The 16052-nt window shown below is 68.1% G+C and carries 16 protein-coding genes; 7 read left to right on the top strand and 9 right to left on the bottom strand.

The window, feature by feature from the left end; translation table 11 throughout:
* Positions 1-35: 35 nt before the first annotated feature.
* Positions 36-422, bottom strand: a complete 387-nt coding sequence (locus tag ACWGL1_RS05795; protein ID WP_452111438.1) for a DUF2946 family protein — start codon at positions 420-422, stop codon at positions 36-38.
* Positions 423-553: 131 nt separating this feature from the next.
* Here ACWGL1_RS05795 and ACWGL1_RS05790 point away from each other — a divergent pair, with 131 nt between their 5' ends.
* A complete protein-coding gene (locus ACWGL1_RS05790; protein ID WP_291776256.1) occupies positions 554-1969 on the top strand; it encodes a DUF4139 domain-containing protein in 1416 nt (471 codons plus the stop codon).
* Positions 1970-1973: 4 nt separating this feature from the next.
* Positions 1974-3578: a DUF4139 domain-containing protein gene (locus ACWGL1_RS05785; RefSeq protein ID WP_452111437.1), complete on the top strand. Its 1605-nt coding sequence runs from the start codon at positions 1974-1976 to the stop codon at positions 3576-3578.
* 25 nt (positions 3579-3603) lie between these two features.
* On the opposite strand, the gene pth is transcribed toward ACWGL1_RS05785, so the two are convergent.
* The 4 genes from pth to ACWGL1_RS05765 all read right to left on the bottom strand — a co-directional run bounded on the left by pth (position 3604) and on the right by ACWGL1_RS05765 (position 7214).
* Positions 3604-4209: an aminoacyl-tRNA hydrolase gene (gene pth, locus ACWGL1_RS05780; RefSeq protein WP_452111436.1), complete on the bottom strand. Its 606-nt coding sequence runs from the start codon at positions 4207-4209 to the stop codon at positions 3604-3606.
* Between the two features lie 127 nt (positions 4210-4336).
* Positions 4337-4954, bottom strand: a complete 618-nt coding sequence (locus ACWGL1_RS05775; protein WP_343831250.1) for a 50S ribosomal protein L25/general stress protein Ctc — start codon at positions 4952-4954, stop codon at positions 4337-4339.
* A 150-nt stretch (positions 4955-5104) separates the two neighbouring features.
* Positions 5105-6169 (bottom strand): hypothetical protein, encoded by a 1065-nt coding sequence (locus ACWGL1_RS05770; RefSeq protein ID WP_452111435.1) that lies wholly within the window; start codon positions 6167-6169, stop codon positions 5105-5107.
* A 109-nt stretch (positions 6170-6278) separates the two neighbouring features.
* The gene (locus ACWGL1_RS05765) at positions 6279-7214 is read right to left on the bottom strand and encodes a ribose-phosphate pyrophosphokinase (protein ID WP_291776246.1); all 936 of its coding nucleotides are present in this window, start codon (positions 7212-7214) and stop codon (positions 6279-6281) included.
* A gap of 211 nt (positions 7215-7425) precedes the next feature.
* Between ACWGL1_RS05765 and ACWGL1_RS05760 the strand changes: the two genes are divergently transcribed.
* Together ACWGL1_RS05760 and recN are read left to right on the top strand one after the other, a co-directional pair.
* Positions 7426-8289 (top strand): outer membrane protein assembly factor BamD, encoded by an 864-nt coding sequence (locus ACWGL1_RS05760; protein WP_291776244.1) that lies wholly within the window; start codon positions 7426-7428, stop codon positions 8287-8289.
* A gap of 95 nt (positions 8290-8384) precedes the next feature.
* A complete protein-coding gene (gene recN, locus ACWGL1_RS05755) occupies positions 8385-10082 on the top strand; it encodes a DNA repair protein RecN (protein ID WP_452111434.1) in 1698 nt (565 codons plus the stop codon).
* Between the two features lie 34 nt (positions 10083-10116).
* Here the strand turns inward: recN and ACWGL1_RS05750 are convergent, their stop codons facing one another.
* The 4 genes from ACWGL1_RS05750 to ACWGL1_RS05735 all read right to left on the bottom strand — a co-directional run bounded on the left by ACWGL1_RS05750 (position 10117) and on the right by ACWGL1_RS05735 (position 13481).
* Entirely contained in the window at positions 10117-11037 is a 921-nt protein-coding gene (locus ACWGL1_RS05750) for a cobalamin biosynthesis protein CbiG (protein WP_452111433.1), read from the bottom strand.
* 74 nt (positions 11038-11111) lie between these two features.
* Positions 11112-11654: a hypothetical protein gene (locus ACWGL1_RS05745; RefSeq protein ID WP_338578376.1), complete on the bottom strand. Its 543-nt coding sequence runs from the start codon at positions 11652-11654 to the stop codon at positions 11112-11114.
* A gap of 3 nt (positions 11655-11657) precedes the next feature.
* Positions 11658-12443 (bottom strand): exodeoxyribonuclease III, encoded by a 786-nt coding sequence (gene xth, locus ACWGL1_RS05740; RefSeq protein ID WP_338578377.1) that lies wholly within the window; start codon positions 12441-12443, stop codon positions 11658-11660.
* A gap of 108 nt (positions 12444-12551) precedes the next feature.
* The gene (locus ACWGL1_RS05735; RefSeq protein WP_338578378.1) at positions 12552-13481 is read right to left on the bottom strand and encodes a hypothetical protein; all 930 of its coding nucleotides are present in this window, start codon (positions 13479-13481) and stop codon (positions 12552-12554) included.
* A gap of 113 nt (positions 13482-13594) precedes the next feature.
* On the opposite strand from ACWGL1_RS05735, the gene ACWGL1_RS05730 reads away from it, so the two are divergent.
* From ACWGL1_RS05730 to ACWGL1_RS05720, 3 genes are all read left to right on the top strand, one after another.
* Entirely contained in the window at positions 13595-14668 is a 1074-nt protein-coding gene (locus ACWGL1_RS05730) for an MBL fold metallo-hydrolase (protein WP_452111432.1), read from the top strand.
* Positions 14665-15438, top strand: coding sequence for an enoyl-CoA hydratase (locus ACWGL1_RS05725; protein WP_291776234.1), 774 nt, complete (start codon positions 14665-14667; stop codon positions 15436-15438). Before ACWGL1_RS05730 ends, ACWGL1_RS05725 begins: the two co-directional genes overlap by 4 nt.
* A 63-nt stretch (positions 15439-15501) precedes the next feature.
* Positions 15502-16014 carry a GNAT family N-acetyltransferase gene (locus tag ACWGL1_RS05720; protein ID WP_452111431.1) on the top strand — a complete coding sequence of 171 codons (513 nt, stop codon included), beginning with the start codon at positions 15502-15504 and terminating at the stop codon, positions 16012-16014.
* Positions 16015-16052: the final 38 nt, after the last annotated feature.

The following is a 16052-nucleotide window of genomic DNA, read 5'->3' as shown; positions in this document are numbered from 1 at the left end:
TTCAAGCAGGCGCGCGGCGTCGATGGGTCTGGTTTTCAGGCGTGAGGCGGGGCGCGCGACGGCGGGCGCGGCGGGGCGCGGGCCGGGGGCGGAGGGCTGGCGATGAAGGGGGTGTAGACGACGGCCTGGGCCAGGCGCACGACCGGCGCCGGTTCCGGCGCGGCGGGCGCGGGCAGGGCGGCCAGCAGAGGCATGACGCAGGCGGCGCACTTGGCCCCCATATGCTCCTTGATCGGGCCGTCGACGCCGCCGGACTGGATGGTCTGGGGACCGTCGGCCGAGCAGATGACGATGGGCTGGCCGGGCGTGGAGGCCGCCAGCGCCGCGAACGGCATCAGGCTGCCGATCACGATGGCGAACGTCGCGGCCAGGAAGGCCAGCGAGCGCCAGGTCGACCAGTTTTCTGCCTGAGAGTGGGTCACGATGCCTGACCCTTAAGCCTTCCCACGCGGGGAAGCTAGACCGGCCGGGGGCGACGCGGGGTCGCGCGACGCCTCGACAATGCCGCTTTTCCCGTGCCAGCGTAGCGGTCGGACAGTCATCGAGGATACGCATGATCCGCGCCATCGGACCTTTCGCTCTCGCCCTGCTTCTCGCGGCGCCCGCAGTCGCGCAACAGGTGGAGGAGGGGCCAGGCGGTCCCGACCGCGTGTCTCTGACCGTCTATAATCAGAACATCGCCCTGGTGGAGGACGTGCGGAACCTGAACGTGCCCGCCGGCCGTTCGCGTCAGGAGTTTCCGGGCGTTTCGGCCAGCATCCGGCCCGAGACGGTGGGGCTGTCGGGGCGCGGTCTGTCGGTGGTCGAGCAGAACTTCGACTATGACCTGCTGACGCCGGGCAAGCTGATGGAAAGCGCTGTCGGCAATGAGATCGGCATCGTCCGCACCAACCCCGGATCGGGCGCGCAATCGACCGAGCGCGCCCGCGTACTGGCGGCGAATCAGGGCGTGGTGCTGCAGATCGGCGACCGCATCGAGGTGCTGCGCGACGACGGCGTGCCGACGCGCGTCATCTTCGACCGGGTGCCGCAGAACCTGCGCCCGCGCCCGACGCTCAGCGTGACGCTGGACGCCGAGGGGGCCGGTCGCCGCGAGACGACGCTGTCCTATCTGACCAGCGGTCTGACGTGGAAGGCGGACTATGTCGCCCGTTTCGACGAAAAGGCGGGCAAGCTGGATCTGACCGGCTGGGTGACGCTGACCAACAACTCGGGCGCGACCTTCAGCAACGCCCAGACGCGGGTGGTGGCGGGCGATGTCAATCTGATCGGCAACCAGGGCGGCTATAATCCGCGTCCGCCGGTCCGTGTGTCCAATACGCGCGGCAATGGGACCCAGTCGGGCGGGCAGGGCGCGCTGGCCGACGTCTATGTCTATCCGCTGCCCGAGGCCGTCACGGTCGCCAACAACCAGACCAAGCAGGTCGGCCTGATCGACGCGGCGGGCGTGCCTGCGACCAAGCGCTATCTGCGGGTCGTCGACGGTTTCTACAGCGCCGAGGAGCCGATCGCGGCCGAGGTCGGGGTCATCTTCGCCAACGAGTCGGGGAACGCGGCGCGCGCCCTGCCGGCCGGCGTGATCCGCGTCTATGTGAAGGATGAGGCGGGCGAGCCGCGCTTTATCGGCGAAAGCCAGGTCGACCACTCGCCCGCCGGGTCCGAGATCGTGGTGACGACAGGCGACGCCTTCGACGTGACTGTGCAGCCGCGTCTGGTGTCGTCCGAGCGGGTGTCCAAGCGGTTGGTCGATTATTTCCGCACCCGCTATGCGATGGAATACACGGTCCGCAACGCCCGGCCTGAGCCAGTGACGGTCGAGGTGCGCCAGCGTGGTCTGGGCCGCGACACCGAACTGACGGACCAGAGCATCGAGGGCGAGATGCGCGACGCCCGCACCGTTGTCTGGCGCGTGCCGGTGCCCGCCAACGGCGAGACCAAGCTGACCGCGACCATCACCACGGGCGGCTGATCTCATGCGCCGCCTTCTGGCGATCACAACAGCGCTGAGTCTTCTGGCGCCCACGGTCTGGGCGCAGACGGAAAGCGTGTCCGCGCGTCCCGATGGGGCGACGGTGGTGATCTATCGCGACCGGCCGGTCGATACGGTCGCCCTGATGGAACAGTCGCGCCAGTCGTGGAACAGGCTGGACCGGCAAGGGCTGGCTCTGATCGTCGAGACGCGCACGGTCGATCTTCCGGCGGGCGAGGGGATCATCCGCTTTCGCGGACTGGCCACCGGCGTCGTGCCGCAGAGCGCGGTGCTGGAAGGCCTGCCCGCCCATGTGGTCGAGCGCAACGCCGACTTCGACCTGCTGTCGCCCGCCAGCCTGATGGAGAAATCCATCGGCGAGGTGGTGCGCGTCGTCCGCACCAATCCCGCGACCGGCGAACAGGTAGAGAAGGCCGCCGTGATCCGCGCGGGCGCCCAAGGGGCGGTGCTGGAGATCGACGGCCGGTTCGAGGCGCTGGACTGCTCGGGCCAGACCGAGCGGGTCGTGTTCGACCGCATTCCCGAGGGGCTGGGCGATCAGCCGACCCTGTCGGTGCGCACGCGCGCCGAGCGGGCGGGGCGGCACACGGTGACGCTGGCTTATCTGACGACGGGGCTGCAGTGGTCGGCCGACTATGTGGCGCGGCTGGACCCGACGGACGGCACGCTGGATCTGACCGGCTGGGTGACGCTGGCCAACTTCGGCGGCACGGGCTTCCCCGACGCGCCGGTGCAGGTGGTGGCGGGCACCCTGAGGAAGGATGCGGGCACCACGCCGGTCGAGCCGCTGGTCCGCTATCAGCAGAACCAGTGCTGGCCGCAGGGGACGACGACGCTTGGGTCCGGCGAACTCGCGAACTATGGGGCGGCTCCTCCGGCGCCCCCTCCGCCGCCTGCGCCTGCTCCGATGATGCGGATGGCGGTTCAGGAAGCGGCAGCCGATATCGTCGTCACCGGCAGCCGTGTGGCGCGTCAGGGCGAACTGGGGGACTACAAGATCTACACTCTGCCTGAGCCGACGACGGTCGCCGCGCGTCAGACCAAGCAGGTGCGCTTTCTGGAGCGCGAGGGCGTGACCTATGAGCGGGTCTATCGCGCCGGAGTGCTGAACGCAGACGAGGAGGCGCAGCCTACGGCCATCGTCATGAAGCTGCGCAACGAGGAGGGCGCCGGGCTGGGCGTGGCCCTGCCGGGCGGGTCGGTGGCGGTGATGCAGCCGGACGGCGCGGGCGGCGTATTGTTGGCCGGTCAGGATCGGTTCGAGGACAAGGGCGTGGGGCTGCCGGTGCGGTTGGCCTTCGGCGAATCGCCGGACGTGCGGGTACAGACGCGGCTGGTGAAGTCGGGCAGGTCGACGCGCGGCGCCGTCACGACCGAACGCACCGAAGTCGAGACGACCGTCACCAACGCTCGTTCGGAGCCCGTGACGGTCGAACTGGTCGCTGACGCCGCCATGCAGCGCGGCTTCCGCATCCGCAGCCAGTCGGTGCGCAGTCGGGTGGACGACACCGGCTATCCGGTGTGGACGCTGAGCGTGCCCGCGAACGGCGCGACGACGCTGAAGGCGGCATGGACGACGACGGATTGATCGACCCTCTCCCAGCGGGAGAGGGTTATTCGCCCTTGGCCGCCTGCCTGGGGCTGAACTTCGGCGCGGGGGCCAGGCGCATGACTTCGCCCTGATAGCGTTCGTCGTCGCCGTTCACCGCGAAGGGCAGGGCGTCGGCGCAGGCCTGCAGCAGCGCATCCAGCCACGGCTTGTCGGCCTTATGGAAGTCGCCCAGGACGTGGTGCATGACCAACTGCGGTTCGCCAGGATGGCCGATGCCCATGCGGGCGCGGCGGAAGTCGGCGCCCAGGTGGCTGATCAGGCTGCGCACGCCGTTCTGGCCCGCCGCGCCGCCGCCCTTCTTCATGCGGAAGCGGCCGGGGGCCAGGTCGATCTCGTCGTGGAAGACGATGACGTGCTCGGGCTTCACCTTGTAGAAGCGCGCCGCCTCGCTGACGGCCCGGCCGCTCTCGTTCATATAGGTCTGGGGCTTCATCAGCAGGACCTTGGTCCCCTCGACCTCGCCGTCGGCGACGATGGACTGGAACTTGGCGCGCGCGGGGCCGAAGCGCCAGCGGTTGGCGATCTCGTCCACGGCCATGAAGCCGATGTTGTGGCGGTTCTTTTCGTATTTGGCGCCGGGGTTGCCCAGGCCTGCGATGATGATCATGCGGTCCTCATGCCCCGTGCTTCAGGCAAAGAAAAGCCCCGCCAGGCGAACCGGGCGGGGCTGTGTCTCGCTGTTCAATCCCCTCAAGCAGCCCTGCGTCGCGCGCAGGGCGATAGGGGAAGAAACGTCAGGCTTCTTCGGCTTCGCCTTCGACGGTGGTGTCGCCGGCGTCCGACTGGCCAGCGGCCGAATTCTTGATCGCAGCGATCATGAAGTCGCGGTCGGCGATGGTCGGCGCGGCGCCTTCCGGCAGTTGGATGTCCGAGATCCGGATGTTCTCGCCGATCTCGCGGCCCTTCAGGTCGACGACCAGTTCCGACGGGATACGGTCGGCGCGGACCATGATCTCGACGGTGTGGCGCACGACTTCCAGCATGCCGCCCTGACGGGTGTAGGGAGCTTCGTCAGCGTTGATGAAGGCGACCGGGATTTCGATCTTGATCTCTTCCTTGGCGCCGACGCGCATCAGGTCGAAGTGCAGCGGACGGTCGGAAACCGGGTCGAACTGGATGTCCTTGGCGATGACCGGCTGCGATTCCTTGCCGTGCTTCAGGGTCACCAGGTGGCCGATCAGCTTGCCGGTGTACAGCGACTTGCGGAATTCACGCTCGTTCACGGAGATGGCCACCGGGGCCTTGTCGCCGCCGTACAGGACGCCGGGCACAGCGCCTTCGCGACGCGCGGCGCGGGCGCCGCCGGTGCCCACGTTCTCGCGGACATCAACGTTCAGAATGATCTCGGCCATCGGGCTCGCCTTCAATACAAGTAAACGCCTGCGCGGAACCGGGTCCCGCGCGGCGGGGTCATGAACCCTTCGAATTCAAGAGCGCGGGCTATTACACGGAACACGGGGCGGACGCAACCGCCCCGGCCGCGCCCGCGGCGATAATCGACCTCAGCCGTGCGGAGAGGCGGAGGGTGAGGACTGGTTTTCCGCCTGGGCCATCGGCGTAGGCGCGCCCGCAGGCGGCACGGCCACGGTGATGGTCGGCATCGGGCCCGTATATTGGGCCGTGCACTGGGCCAAGTCGCGCACCACGTGACGGCCGGCGCAGAAGATGTCCTCATAGTTCGGCCTGGACGCGGCCAGACACTGGAACAGCATCAGCTTGGACATGCTGAAACAGAACTCATTGTTCGATTCGGTCGTCAGGGCGTCGGTGTTGGCCTTGGCGTCCTCGCCCGCCGCGCCCAGGGCCGCCAGGGCGGCGATGGCCAGGGAGTTGACGATGGCGGGGGTAAAGGGGGCTCCGCGCTGAGCGGCGGCCAGGTTCAGCCCCGAGCCGCTGTTGGCGGCGGCGAACAGGCGGGCGCTGTCCTCGGCCGACGGCAGGCGCGGCGTGGCCGACAGGGTCTTGGCTCCTTCCAGGCGGCCGTCGCGGTTTGCGACGGGCTGGGTGGCCCAGCGACGACGCGGATCGGTGCGCTCCTGAATGGTGTAGGCGTCGCCTTCCACCGCCTCGGCGAGGGCGGTCATGGTCGCGGCGTCTTTGCCCATGGTGCTGGCGATCAGGCCGGCGGCCGATTCGGCGCCCGGCAGGGTGGCCGCGTAGGCGGGATCGGCCACGATACGCGCCACCATCTGCTGGCGCTGGGCCGGGTCGGCGGCGTACTGGCGCACGCTGGCGACGTATTCAGGCGATTGCAGGGCCAGGATGGCGCCATAGGCGATCATGCCGCGCGACAACTGGCCGGCCTCGACGGCGGCGCCCTTGCGGACGGCGGCCTGGATGGATTCGGCGTCGGGGAAGCCGGCCTGGATCGACCCGACTTCACGCACGAAGGCCACATAGACTGACGCGGCTTCAGCCACGCTCTGATTCAGAGCCAAGGCGGGGGGAGGCGGCGGCGGAGGCGGAGGCGGCGGCGCTTCCGGTTCGGGCGTCGAACAGCTGGCCAGGACGGCGGCGGCGGCGACAGCGGCGACGGAGAGGCCGCGGCGCAAGAAGGCCTGGGGCATCGGCGGTCTTCCCTTGTTCTTAAGCGATACGCACTTGGAGGGGCGTCCGAGGCGCGCGGCGCCCCAGACTACAGACCCTTATATCGCGGAGGGAATGGTTAGCCGAACCTTAATCGAACAGCTTTGAGACCGACTCTTCGTTGGCGATCCGCCGAATAGCCTCGCCCATCAGCGGAGCCACGGACACGCGGCGAATCTTCGAGCACTTCAAAACTTCGTCAGGCTGTTCGATGGAGTCGGTGATCACCAGCTCCTTCAGGGGGCCGTTGGTGACGCGATCCACGGCCGGGCCGGACAGGACGCCGTGGCTGATGTAGGCCGAGACCTCGGTTGCGCCGCGATCGATCAGCGCCTTGGCGGCGTTCACAAGAGTGCCGCCCGAATCGACGATGTCGTCGAACAGGATGCAGCGGCGGCCTTCGACGTCGCCGATGATGTTCATGACCTCGCTCTCGCCCGCCTTGGGGCGGCGCTTGTCGACGATGGCCAGGTCGGCGTCCAGGCGGCTGGCCAGCGAGCGGGCGCGCACCACGCCGCCGACGTCGGGCGAGACGATCATCAGATCATCGCCGCGCGGATAGTTTTCCTTGATGTCCTGGGCCAGCACCGGCGTGGCCACCAGATTGTCGGTCGGGATGTCGAAGAAGCCCTGAATCTGGCCTGCGTGCAGGTCCATGGTCAGGACGCGGTCGGCGCCCGCACGGGTGATCAGATTGGCGACCAGCTTGGCCGAGATCGGCGTGCGGCCGCCCGTCTTGCGGTCCTGACGGGCGTAACCGAAGTAGGGCATGACCGCCGTGATGCGCCGGGCCGAGGCGCGCACCAGCGCATCGGTCATGATCAGCATTTCCATCAGGTTGTCGTTGGCCGGATAGGAGGTCGACTGGATGATGAAGACATCCTCGCCGCGCACATTCTCCTCGACGACGGCGAACACCTCATTGTCGGCGAAGCGTTTCACCTGGGCCTTGGTCAGCGGCATGTCCAGGTGCGAGGCGATGGCCTGGGCCAAGCTCCGGTTCGAATTGCCTGCAAGCAGCTTCATTGACCGGTCATCCTTTCGCCGTCATCGCCCCGCCAATAGTCGCGGACGCGTTTCTGGACGCGCTCTCTAGGCGGCGAACGGGGCGGCGTCCAGCCGTGTTCCGGTCGTATCTTCGATTTCAGCCGATTGGCTTGGGCGCGGGCGCTGTTATAGAGGACGCATCCTGCTAACGAGGGCGCGTGTCGCGTGTCCGCGTCCCGAAGGCATCTTGATGAGGTCGCCCTTGCTCGCTTCGAAGTCTCGTACCGGCCTGACCCTGTTGACGGTCGCCGTCGCGGCCCTGTCGCTCTCTGCCTGCGCCGGCAACAAGCCGCGCCAGAAGCTGGCCTATGAGGAGCGTCCGGTCGAGGCTCTCTACAACACCGGCTATCAGCGCCTGCAGTCCAAGCGCTGGATGGACGCCGTCGACTACTTCCAGGAAGTCGAACGCCAGCACCCCTATTCGGAGTGGGCGCGTCGGGCGATCCTGATGCAGGTTTACGCCTATTATCAGAACAACAACTATCAGGACGCGATCGCGGCGGCTGACCGCTTCATCGCCCTGTTCCCTGGCAATCCGTCAGCCAGCTACGCCTTCTACATGAAGGCCGTCTGCAACTTCGAGCAGATCGTCGATGTGGGCCGGGACCAAGGCTATGCCGAGGCGGCGCTGGCGGGGCTGCGCGACGTGGTGCGCCGTTATCCAGGTTCGACCTACGCCACCGACGCGCGGGTCAAGATCGACATGGTCAACGACCAGCTGGCCGGCAAGGAAATGACCGTCGGCCGCTATTATCAGCGGGCCAACCAGCCCCTGGGCGCTCTGAACCGCTACAAGACGGTCATCAACAACCCCGATTTCCAGCGTACGTCGCACACGCCCGAGGCCCTGTATCGCCTGGTCGAGGTCAATCTGAGCTTGGGCCTGACCGAGGAGGCGACCCGCAACGCCGCCGTCCTGGGCCACAACTTTCCGGGCAGCCCCTGGTACGCGGAGGCCTACGCCCTGCTGAACGAGCGGGGCCAGAGCCTCGACGTCAAGCCCGAAGGCAAGCGCGAATCCTGGCTGCAACGCCTGATCCCCGGCGGCGCCTGATCCGGTCGCAGAAAGGAGCGCGGGGCGTGATTAAGGCGCTGCGTTCCTGTTCTGTTTCCGGCTAGGATGCGGCGAAACCTCGAATCAGATCGCCCATGCTGACCACGCTCTCGATCCGCGACATCGTGCTTGTCGACGCCCTGGACCTAGAGGTCGAGGCGGGCCTGACCGTGCTGACCGGCGAGACGGGGGCGGGCAAGTCCATCATTCTGGACGCCCTGGGCCTGGCGCTAGGCGCGCGCTCCGACGCCGGACTGGTGCGCAACGGCGCCAAGCAGGCGTCCGCCACGGCCGTCTTCACCGCCCCGGATGACGAAGCGCTGATCGCCCTGCTGTCCGAGCGGGGCTTCGAGGCGGCGCCGGGCGAGGAACTGATCCTGCGCCGCGTGGTGTCGGCCGACGGCCGCAGCCGCGCCTATGTCAACGATCAGCCGGCCGGGGTGGCGGCCCTGCGCGAGATCGGCGCCCTGCTGGTCGAGGTGCACGGCCAGCATGAAACCGTCGGCCTGCTGGACTGGAAGACGCACCGCACCCTGCTGGACAACTATGGCGGGCTGCAGCCGCAACTGTCGGGCGTGGCCGGGGCGGCCGAGCGTCTGAAGGCGGCGCAGGCCTGTCTGGATGAACTGGAGGCTTCCGCCGCCGAGGCTGCGGCCAAGGCTGAGGAGATCGCGCTGAATCTGGCCGATCTCGACGCCCTGGATCCCAAGCCCGATGAAGAGACGGAACTGGCGGGCGAGCGCGCCATTCTGGGCGCGGCGGAAAAGGCGGTGGCCGATCTGGCGGACGCCCGCAACCTGTTGGGCGGCGACAAACTGAGCCAGCGACTGGCCTCAGCCCTGCGCGCGGTGGAGCATGCGCGCCAACGGGCCGTGCAGGCGGGCGCCGAGGGGGAAAACCCCATCATCGCCAAACTGGGTCTGGCTGCTGAAGCGGTCGACCGCGCCCTGGTCGAGGCGACCGAGGCCGTGGCCTGCGTCGACGCCGCCGCCGACGCCTTCGACTTTGAGCCGGGCCGTCTGGACAAGGCGGAGGAGCGGCTGTTCGCCCTGCGCGCCGCCGCTCGCAAGTTGAACACCCCGGTTGAGGCTCTGCCGGCGCTCCGGATGCGCCTGCGTGAACAACTGCGTCTGATCGAGGACGGGGAAGAGGCTCTGACCAAGGCCCGACGCGACGTCGCCGCCGCGATAGAGGCCTATGATGTGGCGGCCCTGCTGCTGACCTCAGCGCGCGAGGCGGCGGGGGACCGGCTGGTCGCCGCCGTCATGGACGAACTCGGCCCGTTGAAGCTGGAGCGCGCCCGCTTCCGGGTGACGCTGGAGCTGATCGAGGGGCGTCGCGGCCCGCTGGGCGTCGAGACGGTGCGGTTCGAGGTGGCGACCAACGCGGGGACCGCCTTCGGCCCGCTGGATACGGTGGCCTCGGGCGGGGAACTGGCGCGCTTCGCTCTGGCGATGAAGGCGGCTCTGGCCAGCCGCGAGGACCAGCGCCAGCCGGTCATGATCTTCGACGAGGTGGACCAGGGCGTCGGCGGCGCCGTGGCCGAGGCCGTAGGCGGACGCCTGCAACGCCTGTCGCGCGGGGCGCAGGTGCTTGTCGTGACGCACAGCCCGCAGGTCGCGGCGCGCGGCCACGCCCACTGGAAGGTCCGCAAGGCTGACGTCGAGGGCCATACGCGGACCTCCATCGACGTGCTGGAGGAAGGCCCGCGTCAGGAAGAGATCGCGCGGATGTTGTCCGGCGCCGAGATCACCGATGAAGCGCGGGCGGCGGCAAGAGTTCTGATCGGCTGACCTCTTCCTTCTCCCACAAGGGAAGAAGGAGGACTCAGACCCCCAGGATCCAGCCTTCTTCGCTTTCGACCTGGGCGATCAGGGCTTCGTCCGCGCCGGCAGGCGGTGCAAAGGCCTTCTGCAGGTCGCCCGCATCGTCCATGCGGGCGAAGGCTTCGGCGGCGGCGCGGACCTGGGCCTGGGTCTTGTATTCCTTGACGCCCTCGGCGTTCACGCCGCGCCTGGCTTCATAGAGGGCGGGCCAGACTTCGACGACGACGGCCGACAGAGGCTCGATGTCGGCCTCGGTCAGTTCGCGCCAGCCTGTGCCGAAGGGCCAGACGGCGGCCGAGGCGCCCAGAGTGTCCAGCAGGCGGCGCAGCATGGGAACGCCGACCAGGGTCAGGCCGCCGATCGCGCCGGCGCCGTGCATCTGCCAGACGCTCTTGGGCGGCAGCTTGTCCTTGCGCGCGGCCAGTTCCGTGGCGCGGAACTCGGGGATGTCGGCGCCGGCGCCTTCGGGCGGCTTGGTCGTGGTCAGCCAGCGCTGGGCCTGGCTGGCGGGCGCGCCCCAGAAGGGCCAGGGCTCGTCCGTCATCAGGCGGTTCATCTTGGCCGCGACCTGATAGCGGTTGTTCGAGTTGTCGGCCTTGTCGACGATGTTGGCGGCCAGGAACTTGCCCATGGCGTCCCACGGGCGGCCGTCCAGCTTCAGTCGCGCGGCGGTCCCGGCCGGGAAGCCGAAGTCGAAGTCGAAGCCCACCAGCACGCGGTCGCCGCGCTTGCGGTGTTCGGCCAGCAGGTCGGCGATCAGCTTCTCGCCCTCGGCGCGCGTGGCGACGTTATGCGTCTCGGCATACAGGCGGAAGCGCACGTCGCGCTTGGCGACGCCGATCCACAGGGTCTGTTCGCCCAGCTTCTTGCCCTCGGCGGCGGTCCAGTTGGCGATGATGTAGGCGTCGAAGAGGCGGGCCACGGGGGCTCCTGAAGAAAGAAGCAAAAAGAGAGACGAGGGGTTCTAGCCGCCCGGACTCAAGCCGTGAAGGGCGATCAGCGTTGCATCAGGGCTTCGACGTGCGACAACCAGCGGCGCCCCAGCCGCAGGCCCTCGCCCGGAGAGCGGGCGCCGCTGGTCTTTTCGGCCTCGGAGGCGGGGGCGGTGCGAGAACCGTTCCACAGGGCCAGTTCGAACTCGGCGTTGTGGGGATCGCTGAAGATCAGCCGCAGCACGACCAGTTCGGCGTCGGGCGCGTCCAGGTCGATCTCCTTGCGCATCTGGCCGCGCAGGACGCGGGCGACGACATGGCCGTCGACGATGATCTCGGCGCCCAGCACCTCTTCAAAGGCGTAGACCAGCCCCATGGCGCCCCGGTTCCACAGGACGACCAACTGCCCGCCGTCGAGGTCTAGTCCGGCGGCGCGGCCTTCGTGGGCTGACAGGGCCACGGTGTCGGCCGGGGCACCCAGCGCCTTCTTCATCGCCCGTCGCAGTCGCCGTTCGGACTCCATCCACCAGGAAAACAGCAGGACGCCGGTGGTCAGGAAGGCGGCGATCAGGGCGATCAGCAGAATGGCCCTGAACGTGTCGCCCATGGATCAGGCCTCCAGATCCAGATCGACCACGACGGGGACGTGATCGCTGGGCTTTTCCATGTCGCGCGCGTCGCGGTGCGTCTCGATGGCGCGGAAGCGGTCGGCGGCCTGGGGCGACAGCATGGCGAAGTCGATGCGGATGCCGTGGTTCCTCTGCCAGGCGCCCGCCTGATAGTCCCAGAAGGTGAAGGTTCCGGCCGGTTCGCGGCCCAGTTCGTGGGAATCGGCCAGGCCCAGCCATTTCAGCGCGCGGAAGGCTTCGCGGCTTTCCGGTTGGAACAGGGCGTCCTCGGCCCAGGCGGCGGGGTTCTTGGCGTCTTCGGCCTCGGGGATGACGTTGTAGTCGCCGCACAGGGCCAGCGGTTCCTCCAGCGCCAACAGTTCGCGCGCGTGGTTCTGAAGGCGTTGGAACCAGGCCAGCTTGTAGGCGAACTTCTCGGTTCCCAGTGGATTGCCATTGGGCAGGTAGATGGAGGCGACGCGGATCGGGCGGGGCGCTTCGATCAGGGCTTCCAGATAGCGGGCCTGTTCGTCCGTCTCGTCGCCGGGCAGGCCGCGCCGCACATCCGACAGCGGGTATTTCGACAGAAGGGCGACGCCGTTGTAGCTCTTCTGGCCGTGAGTCTCGACGTTGTAGCCCAGGTCTTCGAAGGCTTCGCGCGGGAACTTCTCGTCCACGCATTTGATCTCCTGGAAGCAGGCGACGTCGGGATTGGCGGCCTGAATCCACTCCAGCACCGTGGGCAGGCGGGCGTTGACCGAGTTCACGTTCCAGGTGGCGATGCGCATGGGACGCAAGGCTAAGGTGAGCCGCTTCATTCGGGAAGAGGGGCGGACAAAACAAAGACGCCGCCGGATTGCTCCGGCGGCGTCTGAAACTTCAGGCTGAAATCAGAGTCAGCTGTTCGGCGCAGCGGCCGGAGCCGTGGTCGTCAGCTTGCAGCCGCCGCCGACTTGCTGAGCGGTGGCGCAGGGGTAGACCTGCTGCACGGCCTTGGCCGTGTCGAAGCGAACGATGACGCCGTCAGCGCCGTTGCAAGCGGCTTCATAGAAGGAGCCGTTGGCGTTCTTGCCCATGTAGCGCGCCTGGCTGACGTCGCAGGCGGCGGCTTCGGAGCCGGCCAGCCAGCCCTTCAGCGTGGCGACCTGCTCGGCCGGCGTGGTGAAGCGGCACGTGGCGTTGGCCGAGACCAGCTCCATGCAGGAGGAGACTTCCCAGCCTGAGGCGGCCTTGTTGATCTGGGCGCCTTCGACGCCGGCGCAACCGACTTCATAGACGACGGCGCCGCCGGGCTTGGCGCCGATGATGGAGCCTTCGTCGACGGTGCAGGCCAGGCCCGCTTCCTTGGCGAAGGCGGTGATGACGGCCATGGCGTTATCGTTGGCCGGCAAGCTGCATTGCGAGCCCACGTCGGCTTCCGGATCACGTGCACGGGCCTGTTCGGCCGAATAGGCCAGCACCATGCAGTCCGTCGCTTGAGGCGGGGTCGAGGTCAGCAGCAGGTAGCCAGGACCTGCGGCGCAGGCGACCTCATACAGCGACTCCTTGTTGGTCGACTGGCCCAGCAGTTTGGACTCGGTGATCTGGCAGTTGGTGTTTGTCGCGGTCAGCACGCCCTGGGCCCCGGCCTGGATTTCCTCGGCGCTGGGAGGCTGAGGCGCGCGATTCGGTCGCGTCCGTCCACGTGAGACGCGCCCTCCGGCGGCTTCGGTCACCTGCGGACCGTCGGGGTCTTGGGGAGTTTGCTGGGCGAACGAGGGGGCCGCGAGGCCGGAGATGAGGACCGCCGCGCTCAGGGCGACGAAGGTGCGGGCATTGCGAGACACGGGGACGCTCCAATTGAACAGAGAGTTTATCCCTGACCGCCAGTTCAAGCCCGGTCAAGAATGGACGCCATCGAAAAGCCTCTCTAAAAGGACGGTTGCAATTGGAGACGGACTTGGCTGACGGCGACACCCTGACAAGTTCCCGGACGGAGCGCGGGCTGAATTATCCCTTTGAAGCCGCGCCGGCGCCCGGCGAGGCGACGCGTGTCGCGCCCGGCGTGCTGTGGTTGCGCCTGCCGCTGCCCATGGCCCTGAACCACATCAATCTCTACGCCATCGAGGATGGAGACGGCTGGGCCATTGTCGACGCCGGTCTGGCCACGGATGCGTCGCGCGAAGGCTGGAGCAGGACGCTGACCGGCGTCCTGGGCGGCCGCCCCGTCACCCGCGTCATCTGCACTCATATGCACCCGGATCATATCGGCCTTGCCGGCTGGCTGTGCGAACAGTTCGATGCGCCGCTGCTGATGTCGCGGACGGAGTATGTGACCGCGCGACTGCTGATCGGCGACGAGGCGTTGGGGCCTCCGGCGAGCGCTGAAGCCTTCTATCGGGCGGCGGGATGGTCGGACGAACAGGTGGCGCGCTGGCGGGACGGCTATGGCGGGTTCGGCCGCATGGTTCAGGATTTTCCGCGTGATTACCGCCGGGTGCAGGACGGCGAGATCCTGAGCATCGGCGGTGATGAATGGCGGGTCGTGATCGGCGAAGGGCACAGTCCGGAGCATGTCTGCCTGTGGCGCGAGACGGACGGCGTCTTCATCGCGGGCGATCAGATTCTGCCGCGCATTTCCTCAAATATCTCGATCTGGCCGACGGAGCCGCAGGCCGACCCGCTGGGCGACTGGCTGCGCTCGCTGGCGGCGCTGAAGGACAGGCTGCCGGGCGATCTGCTGGTGCTGCCTTCGCATGGGGAGCCGTTCTACGGCGTGACCTTGCGGCTGGAGGCGTTGATGCGCGGGCATGAGGTGGCGCTGAAGCGGTTGGAGAAGACGCTGCGGACGCCGTGTCGCGCCGTGGACGTGTTCGGCGCTTTGTTCGCCCGGCCGGTCGGCGACGCCGTATTGGGCATGGCGACCGGCGAGGCGCTGGCGCACCTCAACTATCTCGAACGCCAGGGACGAGTCCGCCGCGTGCGGGACGGGGATGGCGTGGATTGGTGGAGCCTTTCGGAGACAGGCCAATGAGCGAACATATTCGGACCCAGTTGGACGGCGGCGTCCTGACGGTCGTCTTCGACCGTGCGGACAAGAAGAACGCCATCACCCAGGCCATGTATACGGCTCTGGCCGATGCGACGGAGAAGGCGAGGGCCGATGACGCCGTGCGCGTCATCCTGTTCCGCAGCGAGGGGGATTCCTTCTCGGCGGGCAATGACATCGCCGACTTCATCGCCATCGGCCAGACCGAGGGCGATCTGGTCGAGATGGGGGTGTTCCGCTTCCTGAAGGCGCTGGCCGATCTGGACAAGCCCGCCGTGGCGGCGGTGCGCGGCCGGGCGGTGGGCATCGGCCTGACGCTGCTGCTGCATTGCGACATGGTGGTGGTGGCCGAAGACGCCCTGCTGTCCGTGCCCTTCGTCAATCTGGCCCTGGCGCCGGAGGCTGCGTCTTCGCTGTTGCTGGGAGCCACTATCGGCCACCAGCGCGCCTTTGAACTGTTCGCCCTGGGCGAGGCGATCGACGGCAAGACGGCTCTGGCCTGGGGTCTGGCCAACCGTGCTGTTTCCGCTGATCAGGTTGATGCGACGGCGGCGGAACTGGCGGGCAAGCTGGCGGCGCGCGCGCCCAACTCGATCCGCAAGACCAAGGCCCTGATGCGCGACGCTGAGCTGCTGTGGGCGGTGATGCAGCGCGAGGCGCAGGCCTTCGGTTCGCAGATGCGCAGCCCCGAGGCGATGGAGGCCTTCATGGCCTTCAGCCAGAAGCGCGCGCCGGACTTCTCCAGGCTGGGCTGATTTCGCGCCATTTCGCCGAAGATCGCGATTGATTCGGGGGGCGCGGGGGACTAGGGGCCGCGCATGAACGCCGCGTCCGCCTCCGCCCCGCCTGACGACCCGCAGTTCGCGGGGGCGATCACGCGTGAGACGACAACTGATGCGGCCGCCGTCGACGCCCTGGTCATCGCCGCCTTCGGCCCCGGCCGTTTCGCCAAGACGGCCGAGCGGCTGCGCGAGCGCGCGCCGCTGACGACCGGGTTCTGTCTGTATGAAGGCGGACGCCTGATCGGCTCGGTGCGACTGTGGTCCATCATGGCGGGCGAAGCGCGTTCAGTTTTTCTGGGCCCCATCGCCGTGGACAAGGCCAGCCGGAGCACCGGACTGGGCGGTGAACTGGTGCGCGTCTGCATCGAAGAGGCGAAGAGGCTGGGGCTGGACGGCATCCTGCTGGTCGGCGATCCGCCCTATTTCTCGCGCTTCGGGTTTAAGCCTGCACCGGACGCCGTGCTGCCGGGGCCGGTGGATCAGCGCCGGGTCATGTGGCTGCCCTTCACCGAGACGGCGCCGGTCGGAGCCGTTCGGCCCGACGCCTGAGCCGGGCGCGGCCTTCCTTTGCGGGGCGACGCGTCCCA

The organism is Brevundimonas sp. NPDC055812 (assembly GCF_053616535.1).
This window is presented reverse-complemented; position numbering and strand designations above follow the sequence as displayed.

Coding starts and splice junctions, on each gene's coding strand:
- ACWGL1_RS05790 (WP_291776256.1), top strand. CDS start 554: ATGATCCGCGCCATCGGACCTTTCGCTCTCGCCCTGCTTCTCGCGGCG.
- ACWGL1_RS05785 (WP_452111437.1), top strand. CDS start 1,974: ATGCGCCGCCTTCTGGCGATCACAACAGCGCTGAGTCTTCTGGCGCCC.
- pth (WP_452111436.1), bottom strand. CDS start 4,209: ATGATCATCATCGCAGGCCTGGGCAACCCCGGCGCCAAATACGAAAAG.
- ACWGL1_RS05775 (WP_343831250.1), bottom strand. CDS start 4,954: ATGGCCGAGATCATTCTGAACGTTGATGTCCGCGAGAACGTGGGCACC.
- ACWGL1_RS05770 (WP_452111435.1), bottom strand. CDS start 6,169: ATGCCCCAGGCCTTCTTGCGCCGCGGCCTCTCCGTCGCCGCTGTCGCC.
- ACWGL1_RS05765 (WP_291776246.1), bottom strand. CDS start 7,214: ATGAAGCTGCTTGCAGGCAATTCGAACCGGAGCTTGGCCCAGGCCATC.
- ACWGL1_RS05760 (WP_291776244.1), top strand. CDS start 7,426: ATGAGGTCGCCCTTGCTCGCTTCGAAGTCTCGTACCGGCCTGACCCTG.
- recN (WP_452111434.1), top strand. CDS start 8,385: ATGCTGACCACGCTCTCGATCCGCGACATCGTGCTTGTCGACGCCCTG.
- ACWGL1_RS05745 (WP_338578376.1), bottom strand. CDS start 11,654: ATGGGCGACACGTTCAGGGCCATTCTGCTGATCGCCCTGATCGCCGCC.
- xth (WP_338578377.1), bottom strand. CDS start 12,443: ATGCGCATCGCCACCTGGAACGTGAACTCGGTCAACGCCCGCCTGCCC.
- ACWGL1_RS05725 (WP_291776234.1), top strand. CDS start 14,665: ATGAGCGAACATATTCGGACCCAGTTGGACGGCGGCGTCCTGACGGTC.
- ACWGL1_RS05720 (WP_452111431.1), top strand. CDS start 15,502: ATGAACGCCGCGTCCGCCTCCGCCCCGCCTGACGACCCGCAGTTCGCG.